The following is a 24,625-nucleotide window of genomic DNA, read 5'->3' as shown; positions in this document are numbered from 1 at the left end:
TCTGCCCGAGCCATAGCTCTAGCGCCGCTACCTGTTTGCTTACGGCTCCGTGCGTCACCCCGAGTTCGGACGCAGCTGTGATCAGACTTCCGGTCCGAGCGGCGACGGAGAATGCGCGGAGCGCGATTAACGGAAGCTCCCTAGGTGTCATCAGGAAAATTCCCTCCGCGTGGCAAGGCACTTAAACTCACAGGTATGTGCCTTTTTTTCGATTGCAACTCACAGATTAGCACATAGAACAGATTGCTATTCAAGCTAATTTGGAGTTGACGCTTGCCAGGCCGCTACAAGGCAATCCTGTTCGATCTCGACGGTACGCTTGTCGATAGCGTCCACGACATCTGCGAAGCCGCGAATGTAGCCTTGCGCGAACTTGAGCTTCCCAACCTTTCGGCGAACGTCGTGAGGGGCATGATCGGCGATGGGTTGCCAAAGCTCGCCGAGAGAGCACTGCAAGAGGCCGGCGGAAGACCAGATCAACTTCGCGAATTCACCGCGCGAGTTTCGAATTACTACGAGAACCACGCTACGGTGTTCACCAGGTGCTATCCAGCTGTGCACTCCGTGTTGCGAGAATTGCGGACCAGAGGGTTCAGGCTAGGTGTCGTGACCAACAAGCCGGCTGCCGTTGCCAAAAACCTTCTGAAGGATCTCGAGGTCTTGGATTTGCTCGAGATCGTAGTGGGAGGAGACAGCCTACCTCGGAAACCCGAACCCGCTCAAATTCTGGAGGCAATAAGGGTCCTCGGCGTCGACGCCGCATCTGTGATGATGGTTGGTGACAGTGCGCATGATATCGATGCTGCGCATGCGGCCGACATATCCAGCGTCGCGGTGACATATGGCTATTACCGCTCCGATCCCAGCACCTTTGGAGCCGATCACGTGATCGACTCGCTCCAAGAGCTTCTCTCCAAGGTACTCGCGTTGACCTCTGTCCCCGACAACAGATTCCCTACATCATCAGCCAGGAAGGAATGACATGGTCGCAGCCCCCAAAACCGAACTCGAAGCCAAGACGGTTACTGTAAACGGACGCGAGTATTCTCTGCCCACCCGACCCACGGTAATCGTGTGTCTCGATGGCTTCGATCCTGACTACCTCAGTCATGGAATCTCAACTGGCCTGTTACCGACCATGAAGAAGTTCAAGGAGAGCGGCTTCGTGGGTCACGTCGCGGCGACCATGCCAAGCACCACCAACACGAACAATACGTCGATTATTACAGGTGTCCCGCCCGCCATTCACGGCATCAATGGCAACTTTTATCTCGATACGGAGACGGGCGAGGAGATTATGATCACCGACGCCAAAAGGCTTCGTAGCGAAACCATCTTAGGAGGGCTGAGTTCTGCAGGAGTATCGACCGTTGTGGCAACGGCGAAGGATAAACTTCTGCAGGTGTTGACCTACAAGATGGTTGGCGGGATCGGATTTTCATCCGAGAATGCCGATAAAGCAAACATGAAGTCGAACGGTATCGACAACGTCGAGAAGCTCGTAGGGCGGCAGAAGCCCAGTCAGTACTCGGCGGATCTCTCTCTCTTCGCATTCGATGCTGCATTGGCAATCTTCGAACAACGTAGGCCGGCAATCACGTACATCTCGACATCCGATTTTATTCAACATCAGTTCGGTCCCGGAGAGCCGGAAGCTGACAAGTTTCATAGCGATGTCGATGCAAGGCTCGCATCTTTCGTTCGGATGGGAGCAACGGTCGGTTTGACCGCAGATCATGGTATGAGCGACAAGTGCGATTCGAAGGGGCAACCGAACGTTGTCTATCTCGAAGACAAGCTCAACGATAGATTTGGTCCGGGGAGCGTTCGGGTTATCTGTCCGATTGCGGATCCGTTCGTGAAACATCACGGCGCTCTCGGATCCTTCGTCCGCGTTCATCTACTCAAGGACGGCACTGTGTCCGAAATGATCGACTACGTTCGAACGCTGCCGGGAATTCAACTGGCGCTGGACAGAAAAGAGGTCAGCGAACGCTTCAACCTTCCATTCGATCGCGAGGGCGACTTCGCCGCGTTCAGCAACAGAGATACAGTGGTCGGCGCCAGGACAATCGACCATGACTTGAGCCAGCTCAATAACCATCATCTACGATCCCACGGCGGATTGGGCGAACAGACCGTACCGTTCATGTTCTCGAAGCCTCTCAAGAGGGACTTCGAGAGACGTGTCGAGGACGGCATGGTGCACAACTACGACATATTCGATTTTGCACTCAACGGACTGAAGTAATCGACTGGTTCTCCCAAACTTACCGGAGCCATCTAGGCTCCGGTTTTTTCTTGAGGCACGCCCTTTAGGCAGGACGCTTGCAGCGTACCAAAAACGTGCATTGAGGTTCAGCAGCACCCGTTTGAACTCTCACCGATGCGATTCGTGAGAGGCTGGAGGGGAACTCCTCTGGGGTCGCTAAACTATCCCGAGCCATTTTCCCCATGAAGACAAGACTTCTCCGCTTGACCAGAAGCACTTCGAATTGCGACATGGAGCGACAAGCTCCGACATCGCCTTGGAAGCTGCTTCTTGCCAATGAGTACTTATCTCAATAATTTGGCGCCCACTTGGTTCTGTCGGTCCCGCCTTTGCGGGCCGCAAAGAGCAACGACAGATTTGCGGTCGCTTTCGACGAGCTTACCAGCGGCTGCAACGCCTGCCACGCGGCAGCCAGCAAGCCGTTTATCCGCATCCAGCGTCCAATTGAGCCTCCGCTGACCAATCAGAATTTTACGCCGGTAAAGTAACGTCGCGCGTCGGCAACATGACTTCCGAAATGGGGCAAACTCGGAAGTCGGAACGCGCAACCGTGAGGTCCGCTTCACCCCCGACACCGGACTTTCGATAGCAAATGCGGCACGTCCGAAAAGGGCCAACAGCGGAAGTGACAAGCCTTATTCGATCACCTCGTCCGCGCGCGAGAAGCGACGCCGGGGCCTCTACGCCGGTGACGTCAGCGGCGCCGGGCTCGTATCCGGCGTTGCAACGATCATTGTGAATTTGTCCCAACTGGCTGCATCACATTTTTCACAACATAGTCGCCAATCTCGTATCCCATCTCCGTCCCCGCCCGGGTCGAGAAGCGATAATGGAAGCCGGCCCAGATACGCGCATTGGCGACTTCTTCGGTGTAAGCCGTCATGTCAGTGAAACGGTGGGTTACGCCGGGTGCTGTCGGGCTTGTCATCGCGATTTCAGGGATCAGAGTGCTTCCGAGTGCCGCCTTGACAACACCTGCGACGGTCCCGCTCAGTATGCAATGCGCGCACGGGTATTCCGGATGCATCGGTGTGCTGGCGATCGGCTGCCAGGTTGCCTCACTGGCAGTGGCCGGGTTTCCATCGATATCACCGTTGCGAATTGCCGTGATCGGCCGCCAGAAGTTGAAATTGTACTTGGCGTCTAATACGGCGATGAACGCGTCGTTGAGCCCAAGCGCCACGAACGCCATAAACCGCGCGCTGTCGATGACGCTCATCCGTTTTGCAGTCACGAGCTGGCGTACGAAGGGATGATAGGCCACCGGTGCACCGATAAGCCAGAATCGGGCAGTCTCGGTCTGCTGGGCCGTCCGTTTCGCGCTATGTTGTCCGCCATAGTCCTTGATCTCGTTGTAGTCAGTTGCCCATTCATTGCTGTCCAGCGCAATCGGGGGCTTTGGCCTGAATTGCGATGCCTTGGCTATGGCGAATGGCTTCATATCCGGCCACATCGAGTTGATGGTGATCGCCGTTGGCACATAGACGCCAGGTGAGGTCCGCGGCCGATAAGCATCGGGCGCATCACAGCCATCGTCCGTCCGCGCCTCGATGACCTTTGCAGCAACTGCCTCGCCGAGCCTGACGCCGTCCGATTTTACGGAACCGTCGGGAATCGACATGAGATAAGTCGCGAGGGCGGCTTTCATTTCGCTCGCCGTTTTTCCATCGATGGTTGCTAGGACCGCGGCAGCTGCAGCCGCGGCCGCAGCTTCCTTCGACGTGGCCGGGTCGGCAGGCAACTGCACCAAATACGGGCGATAGCGTCGTTCGATCGAATTGACCGCGTCGAACATCGCAGCGTGGACGATGGCCATGAACCGCTCCGCCATGTATGGCGTCGTGTTACCAAGGCTTGCCATCGGCGCAACGACGACGACGGCTTTCTCGTCCCAATCGGTGATGACGTTGGCCAGGGCCGGGGCGACCGCGCAGAGTCCTAGGCAGGCTCCAATCGCGGCGCCCGAAGCCCAGCGCCCTATCATGCATGCTAATGGACTAATCATGCGTATCCTCCATCACGGTTACTGTGCCTCGGTCTTGCGCGCGATGGCGGACGGTTGCGTCCTCCGATCGGAGGATGCCGATCACAGCTCTGCCAACAGGGTGGCTTAGCCCCGGAGCGGACTTGCAAAACCCGCCACGAGCTTGACGAGATCAGCCTGGCGGCCGGTGCCGGTCTTCTGGAAAATGCGACCGAGGTGCGTCTTAATCGTTGTCTCCGCGATGCCGAGGGCCTCGGCGACCTCGGGGACGCCCCCTACCTCGACGATGGCCAGCAGCACCCGCAATTCGGTTGCCGTCAACTTGTAGGTCTTGGCTATCACCTCAGGCGGAGAGGGAGCCTCCAACGCTGCCTTGTGCACGAACAGGGCAGCGACAGCCCGATAGTTTGTTCCTGTGCGACGGCGCGCTCCCGATGTGAGTGGAAGCACGTTCGCGACGTATTGCTCGCCATCGCGCGCCTTGAGCGGCAGAGCGATGGCTTTGATACCAACCGCCGCATCTCCAGTGCCCGCCGCAAGAAATACGTCGTGCAATGCTTGCTCAGCGCTGGCGTCATGGGCACCCAGCTTCTGCCCAACCGCATGCAGCAGTGCCCCGTCGGCCAGCAGAGCGTGGCCCCTGGCATTGGCATGGAGGATGCGTCCCTGAGCATCGATGAGGAACATGCCGGCGCTGATGCCATCAAGTGCATCAGCGAAACTCGCGGCTTCCGCCTTTTTACGCCTGATAACATTGCTAATGAGCACCGCACGGCGAATATGCGGCACGATCAGTCGCATCCGTCGGCGCGCCTCCTCGTCAACCAGGCCATCGCGTTCGTGGCGAAACACCACGAACATGGCGGCCGTCGTCGCTGATCTGTCGAGCACCGCATTTAGCGAATCCACGATCCCCTGTGGTCGCGACCACTCCTTGTAAAAGCGCGTCTGGAGAAATTCGTCATAGGCCATGACATCGGGAACGTGGGTCGGTTCCTCGACTTCGGCGAAGAAGTAACCGGGCAATGTTGGGTCAAGCTTCGCATACTTTTCAATGTAAAGGCGCACGTAACGAGGTTCGAGACCAAAATGATAGGCGGCGGACGCTGCCCTGCTGACGGCATCCCTTGAATAAATAGAGGCGGCTGGACCGCCGACAAACTTTGCTGCTTTCTCAAGCACACCGATCCACAATTCTGGATCGAGGGCGGCATCATAGATGTCACCTATTAAGGCTGACAGTCGCTCCGTCTCGCGCACAGGCCTACCTCGACTTAGGTCACAGGTGTTACGTAAAACGAGCCGACGGCCGAGTATTAAGGCCCGGATCAATACAGTAATGCTCCAATCGAACTGAAATGCCAGTCGTTTCTTGGTTTCTTGGCGGCACTTGCCGCAATGGAAGGCTCTTTGATTTCGTGAACGGAAAGTACGGGCTTGCCATCAACTTCGACGTTGCGAAGGCGCGCTGTGAGCGAAAGTCGTTGAAGGCCGCACCATTTCCGTTGCGGGTCAAACGCGGAAGTCGGAACGCGCAACCGTAACGTCCGCTTCACTCCCGACACCGGACTTTCGATAGCCAGTGCGGCACGTCCGAAAAGGGCCAAAAGCGGACTCATGCGCCGCAGTATCGGCTTGTCGTCCTTCAAATCGAGTTCGCCGGGATGGATCGCTCATCGCTGCAGTGTTCTTCGGCCTTGCGCTTTGCGGTCCCGGTCATTTCGACGGCCTCCGCTCGATGTCGATGGTTGCTATGAGCCGTGCAAATCTCGCCGTCATCGCGGATCAGCCGCAGACCCGTACCCGGCGGACCCGCCAGCCATTGCCGTTCCAGAAACGCTGCGTCACCCATTCGCAACTGCCAAAATCGTCGTATGGCCCGGGACCTGCTCCGTAAGGGGCGGGCCAATAGCGGCCCGGAGCCGCGACGCCTGGGGCGACGCCACGCTGTGCGCTTGCGGGCGTTGCGGCGAGCGAACCGGCAATCGTTGCGACAGCGAAAAATGCAGCAAATGTCTTCCTCATTCTAGGCCCTCCTGTGCTCGCTTGGCGTGCGGCCACGCGACCGCCGCAACACCCAAAACACCAAGAAATTTCTGCCGCTGCACGTCACCCCCCAGCGACCATCGTATCAGGTCAACTGAGTGCATTGATAGGGCTGGCTTCGAGTTGCCTGTTTGCAAAGTCCTGATGTCCGTTGTGGGTTCAAACTCGGAAGTCGGAACGCGCAATCGTGACGTCCGCTTCACCCCCGACACCGGACTTTCGATAGCCGGCGGGGCACTTCCGAAAAGGGCCAACAGCGGTCACATTCGCACAATAGTCAAAGGCAGGCAGTGTCGGACTCCGAGAGGGCGCGTCGACGTGGTGGGCTTTCTTCCGGAACTGGATGGCCTGGGCTATGATTACGAGGTCCCTCGGGAGGACAACGAATGAAGCGGATAGTCATTGCAACGATTGCCCTTGCTGTTTCGGTAATGTTTGCAGCCGCAGAGCCAGCAAAAGAACGCTACGAGCCAGGACTTGGCGAATTCATGACAGCCACGCAGCTTCGCCACGCCAAGCTGTGGTTTGCCGGTAGGGAAAGTAACTGGGACCTTGCTGCTTATGAGATCGACGAGATCAAGGAAGGCCTGGGGGAGGCCCGAAGGCTGCATCCAACCTTTGACGGCGTTCCTGTCGCCGAGATGATGAAGACCATCATCGATCCGCGGATTGCGGAGCTTGAAAAAGCGGTTAGCGCAAAGAGCAACGACAAATTTGCGGTCGCTTTCGACGAGCTTACCAGCGGCTGCAACGCCTGCCACGCGGCAGCCAACAAGCCGTTTATCCGCATCCAGCGTCCAATTGAGCCTCCGCTGACCAATCAGAATTTTACGCCGGTAAAGTAGCGTCGCGCCTCGGCAACATGACTTCCGAAATGGGTCAAAAGGCGAGATCGGCTTGCGATGGGGCTTCGTCCGCTTTACCCACGAGAACGGACATCGGCGCACCTTCGACATGTCCGAAAAGTGCCGAGGAACGGAAGTCGCGACCTCATTGGATCACCTCATCGGCACGAGTCAGGCGCACGCTTCAGAGATTCGAAATCTGCAACAGCTTACGATCGCCGATCCAGGTTCTGGCAAGGTCGGCCTCGGCCTTGCGGGCTGCGGAGCCATCACCGCGTGACTTGTGCAGTTCCGCCAGCCCGTAATACGACCAGCCATTGGCGGGCGCCCGGCCGAGCGCGCGCTGGAATTGCCGCTCCGCCTCGGCGTAACGGCCGGCCTGCAGCAGGGCGGCGGCAAGCGACTGCCGGATCGGATAATACCAATAGGGCGGCTCGGTGTAGGCCAACGCGTCCTGCAATGCCGCCGCCCGTTCGAACCGGACGATGGCGGCGCGATAGTCGCCCTTGGCCTGGGTTACGCGTGCGAGGATCACCGTGCGCGCGATGCGGAGCACCTCCTGCGCCGGGACGCCTGAATCTTTCAGCAGCTTGAAGTCCGCGGTGCGCTCGATCGTCTCGATGGCGCTCGCTGCGACAGTAGCGCCCGCGAAGTCACGGTTCGCCACCAGCGCGACGCCGCGCACGTAGAGCCACATCGCCTTGACATAGGGAATCGCATCGCCGGGATCCGGCAGCGCCAAAATGGTGTCGGGCGTGCTGAACTGCGCGTGCGCGAAGTAAGGCGCCGCCTTGACCGGCTGCACCATCGCAATGCCCTTGGCAGCCTCGCTGGGAATGAGCTGGCCGAGCTTCTCCGCAGCCGCAATCACCGTCGGGCCGTCGCCGGCCATCTGCGCCGACGCCATCACGAAGTGCACGTTGTGCGGATAATAGCCGAGCCTGTAGACGCCCATCGGCGCGTTGGTCTCGGTCAGGTATTTTTCATCGACCTTGACCGCGGTCTTGTTGTCTTCCAGCGCGTCGAGATAGCGGCCGACCCGATAATAGATGTGGCTTGGCATGTGCACGAGATGGCCTGCGCCGGGAATCGCGCCGCGCAACTTGTCGGCATAGGGCTCGGCGCGCTCGGGCCGGTCCGACGCCTCGACGGCATGAATATATAGGTGAATAGCGCCGGCATGATTCGGATTACGCGCCAGCACGCGCTCCAGCGTCGGCACGATCGGCACGCTTTGCGGCTTGGCGCCGCGGCCGCCCGGCTTCCAGTAGTCCCAGGGGCTGAGATCCATCACCGCCTCGGCATAGAGCGTGGCAATCTCGTCGTCTTCGGCAAACTGTTTTGCTGCCTTCGCCATTTCGGCCGCGTAGGCCGCGTCGAGTGGTGCGCGGGCGGCCTTGGGATCGCTGCCGTAGCGCACCGCGATGGCGCCGATCAGCGCCTGCTCGCGCGGGCTCGCTTTCCCGGCCAGCGCCTTCGCCTTCTGCGCGGCGGCATAGGCTGGCGCGACCGCGTCCTCCGGCATCGGGAGATTGATGTTGGGACCGAGCACCAGTGCCTCGCCCCAGAAACACATGGCGCAGTCAGGGTCGAGTTTTTGCGCCATGCGAAACGCGCGTCGCGCCTCATCGTGATTGAAGGCATAGGCGAGACGCAGGCCTTGATCGAAATAGGCCTGCGCGCGCTCGTTCGCGGTCGTGATCTTCCAGGTGATCGAGCCGATGCCGGTCCACAGCGGCGGCTCGGTGTCCGCGAATGCCGGCGCGGGGCTGGCTGCGCTCATCTCGGCGCGCGGCACTTCCGTCTGTACCAGGCGAAACATCATGTTCGGCCGGGCGGTTGCCGTCGGCGTGCCGCAGATCGGAATATCGGCGTCGGCGAGCGGCAGCGATACATCCACGGCGGTTGCGCGTGCGTCCGCGAGAATAAAACCGCTCCCGGCCAGCAGCGCCGCCAGTGCCGTGCCGCCGAGTGCGGCAAGACTTACGGAAACCAGCAGGCTTCGCGATCGCTTGAATGTCGCCATAATGGGCTCCAAAATCGGGCGGAGGGAAAAAATCTGCCGGATCCGGGACTTCAACGGGTCGCCGGAACAGGATCCAAAGAGATCCCTGAAACAAATTTTCAGACGTTTCCGTCCTTTCCGCAAGCCGACTGCAATGTCTGTGGCTGCGACACGTTAGCGTCGGCGGAAGGCTCGACGTGTTGGGTCAGCGGTGCTGCTCTTTGGGTCATTCACGTCGGTTTGGCCACGTACCGACGACTTCCGCTCTACCCCTATAAGCAGACACCGTTACCGTGCGTCGGCATGTCTCAAATGGGCCCAGAAGCGGACTCATGCATCGCAGCAAGCTTGATTCACGTCCAGCGAAGCCGCGCCAGGATCGCGCGGCCCATGATCCAGTCCTTGTCGCTTTCGGTGAGGAACGGAAGCTCCTCTGTGAATTGCGTCACGCGCTGCCGGTAGGTGGCCCGGGCGAATGAATTGGTTACATCGGTTCCCCAGTGGCAGCGCTCCGGGCCGTAGGCGTCGAATAGGCGGTGGATATGCGGGGTCACGTCACGGAATGGATATGGTTCAGTCGAAATCAGCGGTACCGACGACAACTTCACCGACACATTCGCATATTTTGCGAGCGCGACCGCCTGGGCAATAGCTTCAGGCACCGTGTTGTTTCTCACGGATTCCGATGAATCAGGACGAGGGCGCAGGCCCGCGCCGACGCCCATGTGGTCGATGATGAGCGTGAGTTGCGGGTGTCGCTCGGCGATGCGGGCGAACAGCGATGTCTGGCCCGACGTGAGAAACATCACAGGCAGGCCGGCCTTCTCCGCCGCCGGCCAGAACCAGTCCGCGGTTCCGTCTGTCAGCCACGCCGCTTCGCCGGGGCCGAAGTTCAACCTCACGCCCAGTACGCCGGGCTGGTCGCGCCAAGTCGCAAGCCGTGCCGCGCGGTCGGGCTTGTCGAGGGCTACACGCGCCATGATGGCGAAACGGCCCGGGTACCGTTTGACCGCCTCTTGGGCATAGTCGATGCGCTCGCCTTCGAGCGACACTGGCGGAACGATGACGACGCGATCGACGCCAGCCTCGTCCATCAGCGGGATTATTCGCTCGATGGTGAAGGGCTCCGGAAGCTGCGGTTTGGCACCGGGGAGCCAAGGTCTTTCCGGGGTGCTCGCCGGCCACAGGTGAACCTGCGAATCAACGATCACTCGTTTTTGTTGCGCGACTGTTGCCGCGGCGTGCTGCATTGACAGCGCGACACCGGTGGCGACGGTGCCGGTCAGAAAACTACGGCGTGAAGGCATGTGATGTCCTTCCTGCTTTATTATTGTTGTCACGACATGATGGTGATCGACACGGCGCCCCTGAGCAGGGATCACACAAATTGGCTCGCAATATTGAGGATCACATCAGGCAATTGCGACCACAGAAATAGGCTTCAAGGTCAATTTGCGCCGCAACAATCCTGAACCGCGCATGTCTCAGTTGGGTCAGACTCGGAAGTCGGAACGCGTAACCGCAACGTCCGCTTCACCCCCGACACCGGACTTTCGATAGCCGGCGGGGCACTTCCGAAAAGGGCCATAAGGAGAAGTCGGCATTGGCGTCGCCGAAGGCGCCACTGCTTCCTTTTTTGCCCGTATCGCCGCTTAGGATGCGCGTTCAAGATGCGTCGAACTATGGGCCTTTCCCAAAACGGCTGTGCATTTCAGAGGTCTGCCTGACGAATTCGCTAGTTTTTGTTCGAGCACAGCAGTTCGGCTCGATCGCTCGGATTGCTGCTCACGACTATCCGCCTCGCGACCGAGCCTTGCGGTCACCAAGAGATCGAGCAGCGCGACGTCTTCCAGATAACCGCCGCGATCCTCGGTGAAGAGGTCGCGCAGGATCGTACCGCCCGCTTCCGTGTAGGCCTCGAGCCCGACAAAACGCGCGCGGCGATCCGTGGCCGCGATATGGATTTCTGTGAGCAGACGGCGGATGGTAGAGGCATCCCGGTCGTACGATAACCGCTCATAGACGGCTTCCTGCCGGGCATGATCATCCGTGATGGCAAAGGCCATAAGCTGCTCAAGGGCCAGCTCGCCGTCGCGATAGAGCTGCATCAGTCGGGGCGAAACCGCGCCGAGCCGCAGGCGCTGCCGCACCACATGCGCCGTCACGCCGAAGCGGGCCGCGATCTCCTCCGCGCCGAGCCCGCGCTCGTCCGCGAGCTTCCCGAACGCCTCGAACTCGTCCGCCGGATGCATCTTCTCCCGGGTAACGTTCTCGTCCAGGCTGATCTCGTGCGGATCGTTCGCGGTATCGACGATGCACCGGATCAGCTCGTTTTTCTTGATCTCCTTGCGCTTCACCCGCAGCATCTGGGCCATCCGCCTGCCCTCGCCGATGGTCACGCAAAAGAACCCCGTGGCCGCCCCCTCGCCATCGACCTCCGGTTCAACGACCAGATTCTGCAGGATGCCCTTGGCAGCGATGCTCGCCGCCAACGCCTCGATCGCCGCCTCGCTGTGCGGCGTCTTGCGCGCATTCTTCGGGGACTTCTTGAGCTTGCTGAGCGGAATGCGAACCTCTGTTCCGTTCGGTAGTCCAACTGACTTGGCCGACATGATCGATCTCCTTTTGGGCTTCATGGGTGCAAGGCGCACTCCGCGCCTGCACCCCTGCCCGTCGGCGAGACCGGGGCTAGCAAGTGCCAGGGCGACCCGAGTGGAGGGGTATCGCCCGCCCGAAGGGCCGCTTCACAAAAGCGGGTCTGCACAAGCGCGTGCCATGCCGTCCAAAGTCGGCAGAGTGAGAGAAGCGCGGAAGACCGGGGAGACCGCTCGGGGCGGCGGCGGCGCAAGCCGACGCCTTACCCTGGCGCGCGCGAGGGGCGGCGCCCATTAGCGCTTGCGCGCAGACGTATCTGTGCAAGCCATGCCTGCAGAAAAAAGGCAGCCGACGAGAGGGCAGTGATAGCGACGCGGGCATGCAATGACCGCGGGCACCGAGGCGACTGCGGTCGCGAGACCGGTTAACAAGGCACCCGAACGCGGGACAGCGATAGCGACGCCGGCATGCAATGCCGGCGGGGCCCGCGGGCGAGTGCCTCCGGCGAGCGACACATTATATCTATCTCTACTTGCGCGAGGGATCGCAGCCGGATGGCGTGCGCCGTTGTGGCGTGAAGAAGAAGGGAGTGTTCGAAAGAATGGAGCCTACTGGTTTGGCTCTTACTTGCCCGACTTACCGGTGTCGGAAACGACTGAGACCTCGAAAGAGGAACGGGACCAGAGCATGTCGGGAAACGTCTCGAAATCGGGCGCCGCAGCCCGGTGGAGAGCACAGAGTAAGGTGTGCATGGTGAAAGCTGTATTGCCTGAATCCAAGTTTCCAGTTGCTAAAGGGTTGGCGGTAGCGAACGCGGCTGACACGCTACGCCACGCGGGGCAAATCGCACCGGCCAGTGCGATCTACCACCAGTCCGCGTGGGACGACCTCCATCGGAGGGTCAAGGAAGCGAATGGGACACCTAAACACACCGCAACTCCCCACACACGTAACTACGGGATCGCCTGCAGCAGGTTCGTTCGCGAACCTGTATGGCGACGGAGCCGTCGTAGTACCCAAATGCCCAGCGTAATGGCCGGGACAGCCGCCGCAAGGCGGATGATCATGCGTATAAGGCCGGGTGACCGGATTGAAAGCGCCTCCGATCGGGGGAAGGACGATGCCGCCAATAACGGCATTTGCAGTATGCGTAGAGAAGATTCTTCGACGGAAAGGTTCTGCTGATGCAGGCCGTCATCATCCAGAGGAGAATTGAATCACTGCCGACTTTGTCGCGGTCGGGTAAGCGCATAAATGGCCTTCACCGCTTGATGAGATCTCCGTATCTCTTCGAGCGGGCCTACGAAAAGGTCTCCCTCAACAAGGGAGCACTGACGCCAGGTGTTGACGGCAAGACCTTCGACGGCATGTCGCTGACGAAGCTCGCCGACATTGCCAGGCGCGTAGCAGATGGCACTTATCGTTTCCGGCCAGTCCGCCGGGTTCACATCCCGAAGGGCAACGGCAAGACACGACCGCTGGGAATTCCCACGGTGGAAGACCGGCTCGTTCAGGAGGCGGTCAGGATCATCCTCGAAGCGATCTATGAACCTGTGTTCCTCGATGAGTCGCATGGGTTCCGCCCGAGGAGGTCCTGTCACACCGCTCTAAACCTCATCAAGAAGACTTGGACGGGTTGCAAGTGGCTGATCGAAGTGGACGTGCGTGGGTTCTTTGACAACATCGACCATGACGTTCTGCTCACGCTTCTCAAGAAGCGGATCGATGATGATAGATTCATCGGTCTGATCGAAGGAATGCTGAAAGCAGGCTACATGGAAGATTGGGTCCTTGGACGCACGTACAGCGGCACGCCGCAGGGCGGAGTAGTATCGCCCTTGCTCGCCAACATCTATCTGCACGAGCTGGACCAGCACATGCAGAAAATGAAGGCGGGATTCGATAAAGGTCGCGACCGACGCGCATTCCCGCCGTACGCGGCGCTGCAAAGGCGCGTCCTTGGTCTCCGCCGGAAGATTGAGCGGCTGCGCACCGATGGCGCGGAGCTGGCCGAGATCAATGCCGCAATGGCAGAGATCAAAGCCATCAACAAGGAGAGACGGAAAGTGCCTTCCGTCGATCCAATGGACCCCAACTTCAAAAGGCTCCGCTACTGTCGATACGCCGACGACTTCCTGATCGGCATTATCGGCAGCAAGGCGGAGGCTCGTGAAGCCATGGCCTCTGTCGAACGATTCTTGACGGAGACGCTGAAGCTCGCGATCTCGCCCGAGAAGAGTGGGATTCAGGCCGCTTCAAAGGGAGTGACCTTCCTCGGTTACCGTATCGCAGCGTACACGTCCTACGGGGGTGGGCGAAGGTCCAACCGCAAGGGACCGGCAGCACGGACATGGCGTATCACGCGCCGGCCGACTACCGGTAATATTAGCCTACGTGTGCCGCGAAAGCGGATAACCGAGTTCTGCAAACGGAACGGCTATGGCGACCTCGCCAGGAAGACCGGCCGTGCTCGTGAGCAGTTCCTGGTCACCAGCGACTCTGCGACCGTGCTCGCCTACAACTCAGAGTTCCGTGGTTTTGCGAACTATTACTCGTTTGCCGATGACAACAAACGCGCCTTGGGAGTGTTGGAGCTTGTTGTGTTCCGCAGCCTCATCAAGACGCTGGCGTTGCGACATCGAACGACGAGGGCGCGGATCATGGCCCGTCTGTGGAAAGGCACGGACTACGAGGTTAGTTCTGTAGTCCGGGGCAAGCTTCGCACAATCAAACTGTGGAGACTGAAGCACCTCACGCGAACCTTCTGGATAAGTCCAGTAATTGACGATGTCACAAGGGGTGCGTGGTGGGTCAGAAACTCGAATGACCTAATCGACCGGTTGAATGCTCGCCGATGCGAAGCATGCAGCGGCACGACAGGGCCGTTCGAGATGCATCACCTCCGCCGTGTTCGAGACCTGCGAAGTGGGTCGCTGATAGTCTGGAAACGATCTGGCTGGCGGCGCAAGACCATCGTCTTGTGCCCGTCGTGCCGGGCGACCGTTTCCGGTCGAGAGCACTCGCACATGGAAAGCCGTGTGCATCGCAAAGGTGCCCGCACGGTTTGGGGGGAGGCGTAGGAACATCCTCCGCGGAGGTGTTCCACGCCTACCCTACCGAGACGCCATGCGGCTCGGTTGACGAGAGCCCGGTGCGGCCATTGCCTCACGCGCCCACAGAAGAACACTATGACCAAGCTTGAGAAACCTGGATCTCATCGCGAGCTTTCGCCTACCCGTCCTGACCATCGGATCAACTGCCTCTCGCAATGGCGGCACGAAAAAGGCCGCGGTGCGATCGTCTGTCCGATCAGTATGAATGAGCCAGCGTTCGTGGAGCTCGGCTTTACCTGTTCCTTGAACGGAGACTGAGGTGACCTGCGGACGCTTCGTATATTGAGCCCGCAATTCACCTGACGATCCGAGGCACATGGTCACTTGAACGCGCGCTTCTCGCGCGCTGCGAAGTGGCTCACTCCAATCCTGGATCGTTTGGGCCGACAGACGAAATCGAGACCCGCTACGGAAGGGCTGACCTGCCAGCCGGCGCCTCGAATGGGATAACGCGAAGATGATCGACTAGACCAAACCGTCATCCGTCATACCGAGATGATGCAAGCATCCCCGTCTGCGCGCAAAATGCCGCAACCTTGCTCGGCCTGCAGTTGAAGGAGTGACGGATTGCTGCGTTCATGGTGATCAACAAGTACGCTGTCAAACCGAACTTTAGTGGACTCGTATTGCCTCGATGTCCTCCCGCATGGCGGGTCTCTAAAGACCTTTTCTGGATAAGCACCCTCTTAGGATACGCTGAGGATGGTCACAGCCGCCGACACTTTATCAATAGGCGCTGGCGCCGGTGTGCTCACTTCGCCAGATCGCGCGTCGATCTAGAGGCTCGATCGTGCGGGACACTGATCGAAAATTGCCCTTGCAGCTGAGTCCAGACGAGGCGATCCTACGCCTTGCCCGCGTACTCGCTCGTCTGGCTGCAAGGGAAGATCATGAGAGAGAGCAAGCCAATCGAAGAAACAAAGAAGAGAGCGGCGATCTATGCCCGGTTCTCGACAGACCTTCAGAATGAACGATCGATTGAGGATCAGCTTTCGCTCTGTCAAAACTACGCCAGTCGCGAAGGATTAAGCGTCATCCGCACCTATGAGGACCGAGCCCGATCCGGCGGCTCGTTGATGGGGCGCGACGGCCTGCTTCAGCTGCTGGACGATGCAAGGGAGAAGTCCTTTGACGTTATCGTCGTCGAAGCACTTGATCGCCTCTCCCGCGACATGGAAGATCTCGCGGGCATACATAAGCGGCTATCTTTTCTCGGGATCGAGATCCGTGCGGTGCACGAGGGCGTCGTCAATACTGTACTGGTCGGCCTTCGCGGCCTGGTCGGACAGCTCTATCGCGAGGACAACGCTCACAAGGTGCGTCGTGGCCAAGCTGGACGGATCAGGCAAGGCTTGGCTGGAGGTGGCCTAACATACGGATATACCGCGATCGCCGGGAGAAGCGGCGAACGAGTTGTTGTTGAGGCCGAAGCACAAACTATCCAACGCATCTTTCAGGAATACGTGGAGGGTCGGACGCCTCGCGAAATCGCGCACGATCTCAACAAGGAGGGAGTGTCACCTCCGCGAGGGCGGTCATGGAACGCTTCAACTATTAACGGCAATCTTGAGAGGGGTGCCGGCATTCTGCAGAACGAGCTCTATGTCGGGCGCCTCGTCTGGAACAAGGTCAGGATGGTAAAGGATCCCGACTCTGGAAAGCGCCTGTCACGCCCCAATCCGAAGAGTGACTGGCAGATCGCTGAAGTGCCGCATCTCGCGATCATCAGTTCGGAATTGTTCACTGCGGCTCAGAAACGCAAAGAGGAACGTGGCCGCACCCATCCTAGCTATCAACGTCGACCACGTCGGATGCTGTCTGGCTTGATCCGTTGCGGTTCATGCGGCTCGGGCATGGCAACCAGTGGACGAGACAAATCAGGGCGCGTTCGCATTCGCTGCTCGGCCGCGACGGAGAGTGGAACGTGTCCTGATGCCAAGACCTTCTATTTGGACACGGTCGAGATTGCAGTTCTAAATGGTCTGAAAGCCGAATTGCGCGCGCCGAAAGTCATTTCCGAATACGTGCGCACATACATCGAGGAGAGGAAGCGTCTCGTAGCTGCATCAGTCGCGAAGAGGCAAGGTCTTGAGCAGCAGCTCGGAAAACTGAACAGGGAAATCGACCGACTCGTTGATGCGATCGCAAAGGGACTTGGCGATCCGTCCATTCTTGGTCCTCGATCGACAGCCTTAGGTGCTGAACGTAAGCGGATCTCGGAGGAATTGCAGAGTGCACCGCCGTCCCCCAAAGAAGTTGCGCTCCATCCGGCGATCCTGAAGCGATATGAGGGACAACTCGCTCGGCTTGAGGAAGCGCTGGCGAAAGGTGTCAGTGCGGGCGATGGAGAGGCCACCGAAGCCATCAGAGATCTCGTCGAGACTGTCACCGTCTTCCGCGATCCAGAGCGGACAGGTGGTGTAACCGTGGAGATCGCAGGTCGGCTCAACGCCCTCCTTGGCGAGAAGGCTTATCCGAACCGCGTCAAGGGAGTGTGGGGCAATATGGCAGCGGGAGGGCGGTACCGCCAATCCCCCAGTAATGAGACGGGGGGGGAAAGGTGGTAGCGGGAGAGGGACTTGAACCCCCGACCCCAGGATTATGATTCCCGTGCTCTAACCAGCTGAGCTACCCCGCCATGGGCTCGCGAACGTCGGCGTGCAGCCGCGGGTGCGAACGGGCGGCATATAAAGAGTGGCATGCTCGCCTGTCAAGCAAAGGCGGACAGAGTCGCAACTTATTGCAGACAGAGGCTATTTCGGCCGCACCGATGGGTCGCCGCCAGGGCTGCCGGGCGGTGGAATCACCGGCGTGTTGCCGCCTTGCGGGGTCGGCGCACGCATCTCGGGATCGACGCCGGCCGGCGGGCACAGCACGCCGTCGGATTTGGCGAGCTTGTCGCCCAGCGCCTGCCCGGTGGTGGTTCCCTCCGGAACCACCACGCCGGTATGCGAAGGCTGTTGCGGCGCGCAATTCACGGCAGCGCGCGACGGTGCCGGCGGCGCGGTCCGCGCCGGCGGCGTGGCAGGCGTCGGCGGCGCCTGCGCGGCGGCCACAATGGGTGCCGTCATCAGCACACAGGAAAAAGCCAGCGTTCGAATCCTCATGACGGGAGAACCGTGACGACGCGCCGATGTTCCCTATGAAAATCGCCGCAGCCTCACGATTTGCGGAATCGGATCAGCGAGAAGTGCCCCATCGGCGGCATCGGCCGACGCTCCGCGAGACTGACGCCGCCATGCTTGGCAGCCCAATCTGTCAGCCGCTCCCACGGGAATTCCGGACGCCAGCCCAGCCGCCGCGCCAGCGGCGCAAAGGCGAGCTCGAAGATGCGGCGCGGGCCGCTCTCGGCGCCGATGTGATTGACCAGGATCAGTTCGCCGCCGGGCTTCAGCACGCGAACAAAATCGTCGAGCGTCGCCTCGGGATCCGGCACCGCGGTGATGACGTATTGCGCGACCACGGCGTCGAAGAACGAGTCCGGAAATGCGAGGTTCTTGGCGTCCATCACCGCCAGCGTCTCGACATTGGAGAGGCCCAGCGCGCGCACGCGCTTAAGCGCCCGCCGCAGCATCGGCTCTGAAATATCGACGCCGCACAGTTTTGTGGTGCGCGCATATTCCGACAGCGACAGCCCGGTGCCGACGCCGACATCGAGCACGCGCCCGCCGATCCGGTCGGCTTCCGCAATCGTCGACTGACGGCCCTGATCGAACACCTTGCCGAACACCAGATCGTAGATCGGTGCCCAGCGGCCATACGCCTTTTCGACCCCCTCGCGGTCGATGTCCCCAGCCATTCCCTGCCCCGACGTTTCTTCTGTCTATCCGCGAACCGCATCGGCGAGCGCCGCCGCCGCATCCCGCACAGCCGCCCGCGCCACGCGGCTCGCGCTCGCACTCCTGATGAAGCCACCGCCGAGCACGCGCGCCTGCCCAGAGGCTGCGTCGTAGAACACGCAGGCCTGGCCGGGCGACACGCCCTCCTCGCCGGCGACGAGCTCGACCTCATAGCCGCCATCGGCGGCGCGCAACCACGCCGGCTGCGGCGCGCGCGTCGAACGCACGCGGACATACAGCTCGATGCCCTCGCCGATCACGCGATCCAGCGCGCCGTCGCCGATCCAGTTGACGTCGCGCAGCGCGATGCGATCCATCCGCAGCGCCTCGCGCGGCCCGACCACGACACGGCGCGTCGCCGCATCGAGTTTGACCACATAGAGCGGGCTGCCCGAGGCAATGCCGAGGCCCTTGCGCTGGCCGACGGTGAAATGAACGATGCCCTGGTGCTGGCCGACGACATTGCCGGCGAGATCGACGATGTCGCCCGGCGCGATCGCATTCGGCTTCAGCCGTCCGATGATGTCGGTGTAGCGGCCGGTCGGCACGAAGCAGATGTCCTGGCTGTCCTGCTTGTCGGCGACCTCGAGATCGAAGCGCCGCGCAAGCTCGCGGGTCTGCGGCTTGGTCATGTCGCCGAGCGGGAAGCGCAGGAAGTCGAGCTGCTCGCGCGTGGTGGCGAACAGGAAATAGCTCTGGTCGCGGTCGGCATCCGCCGCGCAAGTCAGCGAGCGCGATCCGTCGGCCAGCCGGCGCGAGGCGACATAGTGTCCGGTGGCGAGCGCCTGCGCACCGAGCTCGCGCGCGGTTGCGAGCAGATCGCGGAACTTGACCGAACGGTTGCACTCGATGCACGGCACCGGCGTCTCGCCGAGCGCGTAGCTGTCGGCGAAATTGTCGATCACGGATTCCTTGAACCGGCTTTCATAGTCGAGCACGTAATGCGGGATGCCGATCCGCTCGGCGACATTGCGCGCGTCGTGGATGTCGCGGCCGGCGCAGCAGGCGCCCTTGCGATGGGTCGCGGCGCCGTGGTCGTAGAGCTGCAGCGTGATCCCGACCACGTCATAGCCTTGCGACTTCAACAGCGCAGCCGTCACCGACGAGTCGACGCCGCCGGACATGGCGACGACGATCCGTGTGTCTTCAGGGCGCCTTTCGAGATCCAGACTGTTGAGCATCTTCAAGGGGTCATTGAGCAGTGTCGCGGCGAGCTTACGCACTCCGCGACGAAATTGGAAAAGCCTTTTATCCAGAATGCCTTAGAACGCATCCACGGCGGCTTCGGTCGGTTCAGGACGCGTCGGAGGCCACCTTTAATATAGGCCGTATTCCGGTGAGGCAATCCGGCGGAAACGACGCGTTGCCGCGCGCGGACGGCAAATCTTGCCGCCGGGCAAAAAGGAGACCCGTCGGGAACCTGTTCCAGTCCATGAAGGCGACACGTAACCATCTGAAATAGCTGAGTATTTATTGCACGCCATGATTGGCCCGCTCCTTGCTGACAAAAGCCCGGAAGTCTCATTTGCGAGGGTTGGCAGTGGTCAGCGTCACGTCGGAAGCATTGGCAAGCCGGTCTTTTCAGGGCACGACGCCGCGGTCGTCGCGGCCCGACCCCGCCGCGCAGGCGGGGAACGACGGCTTTGCCGCGCTGGTCGACAGCAGCACTTCGTCCAGCAACGACTCGAGCCGCTACGACTCGCAACCGGCGCCGTCGCGCCGCTCCGACGATTCGTCCTCGACGACGGATACGCGCTCCCGCGACACCACGACGGCCCCCGACCGGACGCGGGATTCCAGCAGTTCGCCTGACGACAAGAAGGTCGATAGCGACAGCGACGCGCCGCGCAAGACCAAGTCGAAATCCAAGTCGGATGACGCGAGCACCGATACGCCATCCACCGATGACACGCCGGCCACGACGCAAGCCGTTGCGCAGCCAAATCCATCCAGTGCTGCCACGGCCGCCGCGGTGATTGCTGCCGCTACCGCTGCTCCGGCGGCTGACCCGGCAGTGACGGCCACCACGCCGTCCGACCAGCCGGCCGCACCGCTTGCGATCGCGGCCGCGGCGATTGCGGCAAGCGTGGCCATCGCCGGCACGGGAGCGCCGGGCAGCAGCGGCGCGCCTGCCGGCGCCGACACCGCAACGGCGGCGGCCACGACGGCGAATGCCGGCAAGGTCGCCAAGGCGGCCGGCGTCAAGACCGAGACTCCAGTCATCACCACGGCCGATGCAACAACGGCCGAGGGCGCAGCGACAGCGACCGGCGACGCGACGCTCGCTGCAACAATTGCCGCCGGAACACCGACGAAGACGACGCAGGCCAAGGTCCAGGTGGCCGCAAAGGACGCGACCGCCACGGCACCTGCGGACCAGGACAGCGCAGCCACGGGCAGCGGCGGCGCCGCACCGGCTGCGCCGACGACCATCGTTCCTGCAGCCGCGCCGGCCGCCGCTGTCGCCGGCAAGGCGAAGGCGGCTGTGGACGGTGCCGCCGATGCGATCAAGGCCGATGCGAGCGGCGACGGCAGCGCCGCGCCAACGCCGCCGGTAGGCGGACACACGGCTGCGTCGACCCAGCTCACCACGCCCGATCCCTCCGCGCAGGCGGCGAATGCAATCCAGCCGCAACTGACGACCACGCAGACGCCGCCGTCCGCGACCGCGCAATTGACGGTGACCAACGCTGCGCAAAGCGCCGCCGTGCCGCTCAGCGGGCTTGCGATGCAGATCGCAGCCTCCGCCAAGAGCGGCAAGAGCCGCTTCGAGATCCGGCTCGACCCCGCCGAGCTCGGCCGCATCGACGTCCGCATCGATGTCGATCGCAATGGCCAGGTGACATCGCATCTCACGGTCGAACGCCCGGAGACGCTGTCGATGCTGCGCCAGGACGCCAACCAGCTGCAGCGCGCGCTCGACAATGCCGGCCTCTCGACCGGCAATGGCGGATTGCAGTTCAGCCTGCGCGACCAGTCGCAGTCGGGCCAGAACAACAACGGCCAGCCCAACCCGAACGCCCACCGTTTGATCGTCGCCGAGGAGGACAGCGTTCCTGCCGCGGTGGCGGGCCGCTCCTACGGACGCACAACCGGCGCCCTCGGCGGCGTCGATATCAGAGTGTAAGGAGTTCACGATGTCAGTCGATGCAACCATGCCGACGCCCGTCGTCTCAGCACCGGGCACCAGCAACGGAACGAGCTCCGGAAGCAGCAGCAGCTCCGGCAGCGGCTTGACGACGTCGTCGCAGGGCATTGCCGACAATTTCCAGACCTTCCTGACGTTGCTCACGACCCAGTTGCAGAACCAGAACCCGCTCGATCCGCTCGACACCAACCAGTTCACCCAGCAGCTCGTGCAGTTCGCCGGCGTCGAGCAGCAGCTGAAATCCAACGACCAGCTGAAGTCGCTGATCGAGATCGAGAAGAGCGCGCAGTCGACCCAGGCGCTGGTCTATGTCGGCAACACCGTCGCGGTCGACGGCAGCAAGACGCAGTTCGACAAATCGGCGACCTGGAATCTGGTGTCCCCGCAAGCCACCAGCGCCACCATCACGATCACGAGCTCGACCGGCCAAACCGCCTATTCCGGCAATTTCAGCCTGAAGCAGGGCAACGCCAGCTTCGTCTGGGACGGCAAGGGCAATGACGGCACGCAGTGGCCGGCCGGCACCTACACGCTGACCGCCACCGGCAAGGATTCCAGTGGCAAGGACCTCGCGATTTCCACCGAAGTGCAGGGCGTCGTCGACTCCGTCGACCTGACCGCCTCGCCACCGCTGCTCTCGATCGGCGGGCAAACCTACACCACCGACAAGATCAAGCGCGTGGTGCGCGGCACGTCGAGCGGCAGCAGTTAAGCTACGTCGTCCCGACTTGCGCCGCGCCGACGGACGCGATTGTTCTCGATTCACGATCAAGCATCGCGGTGTCATCACCCGCGAAAGCGGGTGATCCAGTATTCCAGAGACGCCGGTGCTTGAGCCGAATGGCCGCGGCGTACTGGATCGCCCGGTCGAGCCGGGCGATGACAGTGTGGGTGGGGACACAGCTTCGCATTCTCGCGACATGATTTGTCCGAGCTTTGCTCTTCATTTCACCCTCTTCGAACAGAGGGCGCAGGGAAAGCCGGGTGCCGATCGCACCCGTGGGCCCCGAGCAAAGGGTAGAAAGCTCGGGGGTAGGACCACAGGTGTAACCGGAGCAATCCGGCTTTCCCTGCGCGATGGGTTACGGCTTACTTCGTGCTCTCCCCGGCGAGACTGGGCTTGCTTGTCACCGCCTTCGCAAAACGCGTTCGCGTGTTGCGACGAGACACCTGCCGCTAGGGCGTCAGGACCACACGACTTCACCGTCCGCTTCGCGCGCTCTCGTCAGCACCACGCTCGGCGTCCACCGCATCCCACACCGCGTTCGTGACGACCGCGAAGCGCCCCTCGATCGGGTGAGACGGGCGAACCATACACCGAGTTGTCATTCCGTAAAACCGAAATATTTTTATTACAGAGGATTGACAGGTTTTGCTGAGTTGCCCGTCGTGTCGAATTGGCAACACCGGTTACCATCACGATGTCCATCGTAGGATGAGTAGAGCGCAGCGAAACCCCATCATCTCACCGCGCGGATAAAAATGCTGGGTATCGCTGCGCTCCACTCATCCTACCGGCGAAGCCCGGAATCCATCTCCGGTTGACGCCGCCCGGGGAGCAGGAGCCGCCTGGCGTCCGTTTTGGCATGTTGCAGCAAATGGAAGCCGCGCTGGCGGCGTGCCTGTGATGAAGGTCTTGCGGAGGACGTCCTGCCTGAGCGACACTCTCAATTCCGGGTGATTGCCACCTCACTGCTCCCGCGCGAGATGAGTTGATCGAATGAAGCCAGCTCCGGGCCATCGACGGCCGATCCACCATTCGCCAATCTTCTGGATCGGCATCGCACTGTGCCTCGCAGCGATCGCGATCTACCTGTGGTCCGACGATCTTTCCTGGCGACCGACACCGCGTCCGCAATGAAGAACGATCTAGCGATAGCGGCGCCAGTTCTTCCGTCGGCCTCTACAGCGCTATGAGATCGTCATCGCGCTGTAGCTCGTTGTTTAAGCATGATCTTTTCGGAATGCCGCTTCGCACTTTTTGCGGATCGTGCTCTGGCAGGCATTGCCCACCATCTGCTTTTCACCTGAAGCCGACTTCGGCAACTATCTGCTGAGCGTCCAAACGACTGTCGGCATGCGGCGCGGCGTCCCGATGTCGCGCCCCTCATCGGTGGACACTGTAACGGTCACGGCTTTAGGATGCATCATTTCGACGACGCCTCCAGATGTCGTCCCAGAAGCCAAATTTTTCCCGTCGGAGCTGCAAGGCTCGGGCGCAACGGCGCTGCGGAGAAAAGAGTATGGGTTTCGTCAACATTAGCTTCAACACTTTGCTGGCTAACCACCCAAGCATGACCGACGAATTCAAGACCATGATCAATGGTCCCATAAAGAAGTTTCACGACGAACCCGGGCACAAGAATACGTGCGTCTCGAAAATGTGTTGGGCGTTCAACCACGTTGATGGTCACTACATCAATTGCGACGGCGACTACGGCAAGGGCGGCGTACTCGTCAAAAAGGTGCGGTTTCTCATCGATAAGGATGGCTGGGAGTATATTTTTTCCACCCTCGATTTCCGGCAGTACCTCAATAACCGGTACGGCTCAGGGGAAATGTTTTCGAATACATCAAAGATCGGTGCCCGAAACGGGGTGATCATATTTGAACCAACTGACACCAGTAACATCGGTCATACCGACATCTGGGTGAATGGCCAGATACACGATGCTGACATGTACTTTGGCAGTTGGTATTCGGCAGTGACAAGCGACAGGGTATTTTTCTGGGACCTGAACAAGTAGCGTGGCACGCCGCACGCCGATCGCCTGGATC

At 60.9% G+C, this 24,625-nt stretch carries 17 protein-coding genes, 1 tRNA gene and 2 pseudogenes; 8 read left to right on the top strand and 12 right to left on the bottom strand.

Annotation, left to right across the window (positions count from 1 at the left end):
- Positions 1-10 precede the first annotated feature (10 nt).
- Positions 11-151, bottom strand: a pseudogene (locus V5279_RS09300) (LysR family transcriptional regulator); the annotation flags it as partial.
- Positions 152-273: 122 nt separating this feature from the next.
- On the opposite strand from V5279_RS09300, the gene gph reads away from it, so the two are divergent.
- Positions 274-981 carry a phosphoglycolate phosphatase gene (gph, locus tag V5279_RS09295; RefSeq protein WP_338696632.1) on the top strand — a complete coding sequence of 236 codons (708 nt, stop codon included), beginning with the start codon at positions 274-276 and terminating at the stop codon, positions 979-981.
- Between the two features lies 1 nt (position 982).
- Positions 983-2,251, top strand: coding sequence for a phosphonoacetate hydrolase (gene phnA, locus V5279_RS09290; RefSeq protein WP_338696630.1), 1,269 nt, complete (start codon positions 983-985; stop codon positions 2,249-2,251).
- Between the two features lie 751 nt (positions 2,252-3,002).
- On the opposite strand, the gene V5279_RS09285 is transcribed toward phnA, so the two are convergent.
- From V5279_RS09285 to V5279_RS09270, 4 genes are all read right to left on the bottom strand, one after another.
- The gene (locus V5279_RS09285) at positions 3,003-4,277 is read right to left on the bottom strand and encodes a vanadium-dependent haloperoxidase (RefSeq protein ID WP_338696628.1); all 1,275 of its coding nucleotides are present in this window, start codon (positions 4,275-4,277) and stop codon (positions 3,003-3,005) included.
- A gap of 105 nt (positions 4,278-4,382) precedes the next feature.
- Positions 4,383-5,516 carry a helix-turn-helix transcriptional regulator gene (locus V5279_RS09280; protein WP_338696626.1) on the bottom strand — a complete coding sequence of 378 codons (1,134 nt, stop codon included), beginning with the start codon at positions 5,514-5,516 and terminating at the stop codon, positions 4,383-4,385.
- A 68-nt stretch (positions 5,517-5,584) separates the two neighbouring features.
- Positions 5,585-5,905: a hypothetical protein gene (locus V5279_RS09275; protein WP_338696624.1), complete on the bottom strand. Its 321-nt coding sequence runs from the start codon at positions 5,903-5,905 to the stop codon at positions 5,585-5,587.
- A 136-nt stretch (positions 5,906-6,041) separates the two neighbouring features.
- Entirely contained in the window at positions 6,042-6,281 is a 240-nt protein-coding gene (locus V5279_RS09270) for a hypothetical protein (RefSeq protein WP_338696622.1), read from the bottom strand.
- 407 nt (positions 6,282-6,688) lie between these two features.
- On the opposite strand from V5279_RS09270, the gene V5279_RS09265 reads away from it, so the two are divergent.
- Complete coding sequence (locus V5279_RS09265) at positions 6,689-7,147, top strand: hypothetical protein (protein ID WP_338696620.1); 459 nt, start codon at positions 6,689-6,691, stop codon at positions 7,145-7,147.
- A gap of 184 nt (positions 7,148-7,331) precedes the next feature.
- Here V5279_RS09265 and V5279_RS09260 read toward each other — a convergent pair whose 3' ends face one another.
- The 3 genes and pseudogenes from V5279_RS09260 to V5279_RS09250 form a co-directional block, all read right to left on the bottom strand.
- Positions 7,332-9,173, bottom strand: a complete 1,842-nt coding sequence (locus V5279_RS09260) for a tetratricopeptide repeat protein (RefSeq protein ID WP_338696618.1) — start codon at positions 9,171-9,173, stop codon at positions 7,332-7,334.
- Positions 9,174-9,505: 332 nt separating this feature from the next.
- Positions 9,506-10,459, bottom strand: coding sequence for an amidohydrolase family protein (locus V5279_RS09255; protein WP_338696616.1), 954 nt, complete (start codon positions 10,457-10,459; stop codon positions 9,506-9,508).
- A 483-nt stretch (positions 10,460-10,942) separates the two neighbouring features.
- A pseudogene (locus tag V5279_RS09250) lies at positions 10,943-11,764 on the bottom strand (ParB/RepB/Spo0J family partition protein); the annotation flags it as partial.
- A 1,167-nt stretch (positions 11,765-12,931) separates the two neighbouring features.
- On the opposite strand from V5279_RS09250, the gene V5279_RS09245 reads away from it, so the two are divergent.
- Positions 12,932-14,827, top strand: coding sequence for a reverse transcriptase domain-containing protein (locus V5279_RS09245; RefSeq protein WP_338696614.1), 1,896 nt, complete (start codon positions 12,932-12,934; stop codon positions 14,825-14,827).
- A gap of 923 nt (positions 14,828-15,750) precedes the next feature.
- Positions 15,751-17,427, top strand: a complete 1,677-nt coding sequence (locus V5279_RS09240) for a recombinase family protein (RefSeq protein WP_338696612.1) — start codon at positions 15,751-15,753, stop codon at positions 17,425-17,427.
- On the opposite strand, the gene V5279_RS09235 is transcribed toward V5279_RS09240, so the two are convergent.
- The 4 genes from V5279_RS09235 to mnmA all read right to left on the bottom strand — a co-directional run bounded on the left by V5279_RS09235 (position 17,422) and on the right by mnmA (position 19,880).
- Positions 17,422-17,498 (bottom strand) — tRNA-Met (locus tag V5279_RS09235). The genes V5279_RS09240 and V5279_RS09235 overlap by 6 nt on opposite strands.
- Positions 17,499-17,613: 115 nt before the next feature.
- On the bottom strand, positions 17,614-17,967 hold the full coding sequence (locus V5279_RS09230; RefSeq protein ID WP_338696610.1) for a hypothetical protein: 354 nt from the start codon (positions 17,965-17,967) through the stop codon (positions 17,614-17,616).
- A 53-nt stretch (positions 17,968-18,020) separates the two neighbouring features.
- On the bottom strand, positions 18,021-18,659 hold the full coding sequence (locus V5279_RS09225) for a class I SAM-dependent methyltransferase (RefSeq protein WP_338696608.1): 639 nt from the start codon (positions 18,657-18,659) through the stop codon (positions 18,021-18,023).
- A gap of 24 nt (positions 18,660-18,683) precedes the next feature.
- Positions 18,684-19,880 carry a tRNA 2-thiouridine(34) synthase MnmA gene (gene mnmA, locus V5279_RS09220; protein WP_338696606.1) on the bottom strand — a complete coding sequence of 399 codons (1,197 nt, stop codon included), beginning with the start codon at positions 19,878-19,880 and terminating at the stop codon, positions 18,684-18,686.
- Positions 19,881-20,239: 359 nt separating this feature from the next.
- Here mnmA and V5279_RS09215 point away from each other — a divergent pair, with 359 nt between their 5' ends.
- From V5279_RS09215 to V5279_RS09205, 3 genes are all read left to right on the top strand, one after another.
- Positions 20,240-21,826, top strand: a complete 1,587-nt coding sequence (locus V5279_RS09215) for a flagellar hook-length control protein FliK (RefSeq protein WP_338696604.1) — start codon at positions 20,240-20,242, stop codon at positions 21,824-21,826.
- A 10-nt stretch (positions 21,827-21,836) separates the two neighbouring features.
- A complete protein-coding gene (locus V5279_RS09210) occupies positions 21,837-22,559 on the top strand; it encodes a flagellar hook assembly protein FlgD (RefSeq protein WP_166303078.1) in 723 nt (240 codons plus the stop codon).
- A gap of 1,531 nt (positions 22,560-24,090) precedes the next feature.
- The gene (locus V5279_RS09205) at positions 24,091-24,594 is read left to right on the top strand and encodes a T6SS effector amidase Tae4 family protein (RefSeq protein ID WP_166303072.1); all 504 of its coding nucleotides are present in this window, start codon (positions 24,091-24,093) and stop codon (positions 24,592-24,594) included.
- Positions 24,595-24,625: the final 31 nt, after the last annotated feature.

It is taken from the genome of Bradyrhizobium sp. 26S5 (assembly GCF_036923295.1).
GTDB lineage: Bacteria > Pseudomonadota > Alphaproteobacteria > Rhizobiales > Xanthobacteraceae > Bradyrhizobium > Bradyrhizobium septentrionale.
This window is presented reverse-complemented; position numbering and strand designations above follow the sequence as displayed.

What these genes read in the sequence shown, in the direction of transcription:
- phnA (WP_338696630.1), top strand. Translation starts at nt 983, where the DNA reads ATGGTCGCAGCCCCCAAAACCGAACTCGAAGCCAAGACGGTTACTGTA.
- V5279_RS09285 (WP_338696628.1), bottom strand. Translation starts at nt 4,277, where the DNA reads ATGATTAGTCCATTAGCATGCATGATAGGGCGCTGGGCTTCGGGCGCC.
- V5279_RS09270 (WP_338696622.1), bottom strand. Translation starts at nt 6,281, where the DNA reads ATGAGGAAGACATTTGCTGCATTTTTCGCTGTCGCAACGATTGCCGGT.
- V5279_RS09265 (WP_338696620.1), top strand. Translation starts at nt 6,689, where the DNA reads ATGAAGCGGATAGTCATTGCAACGATTGCCCTTGCTGTTTCGGTAATG.
- V5279_RS09260 (WP_338696618.1), bottom strand. Translation starts at nt 9,173, where the DNA reads ATGGCGACATTCAAGCGATCGCGAAGCCTGCTGGTTTCCGTAAGTCTT.
- V5279_RS09255 (WP_338696616.1), bottom strand. Translation starts at nt 10,459, where the DNA reads ATGCCTTCACGCCGTAGTTTTCTGACCGGCACCGTCGCCACCGGTGTC.
- V5279_RS09245 (WP_338696614.1), top strand. Translation starts at nt 12,932, where the DNA reads ATGCAGGCCGTCATCATCCAGAGGAGAATTGAATCACTGCCGACTTTG.
- V5279_RS09240 (WP_338696612.1), top strand. Translation starts at nt 15,751, where the DNA reads ATGAGAGAGAGCAAGCCAATCGAAGAAACAAAGAAGAGAGCGGCGATC.
- V5279_RS09230 (WP_338696610.1), bottom strand. Translation starts at nt 17,967, where the DNA reads ATGAGGATTCGAACGCTGGCTTTTTCCTGTGTGCTGATGACGGCACCC.
- V5279_RS09225 (WP_338696608.1), bottom strand. Translation starts at nt 18,659, where the DNA reads ATGGCTGGGGACATCGACCGCGAGGGGGTCGAAAAGGCGTATGGCCGC.
- mnmA (WP_338696606.1), bottom strand. Translation starts at nt 19,880, where the DNA reads ATGCTCAACAGTCTGGATCTCGAAAGGCGCCCTGAAGACACACGGATC.
- V5279_RS09210 (WP_166303078.1), top strand. Translation starts at nt 21,837, where the DNA reads ATGTCAGTCGATGCAACCATGCCGACGCCCGTCGTCTCAGCACCGGGC.
- V5279_RS09205 (WP_166303072.1), top strand. Translation starts at nt 24,091, where the DNA reads ATGGGTTTCGTCAACATTAGCTTCAACACTTTGCTGGCTAACCACCCA.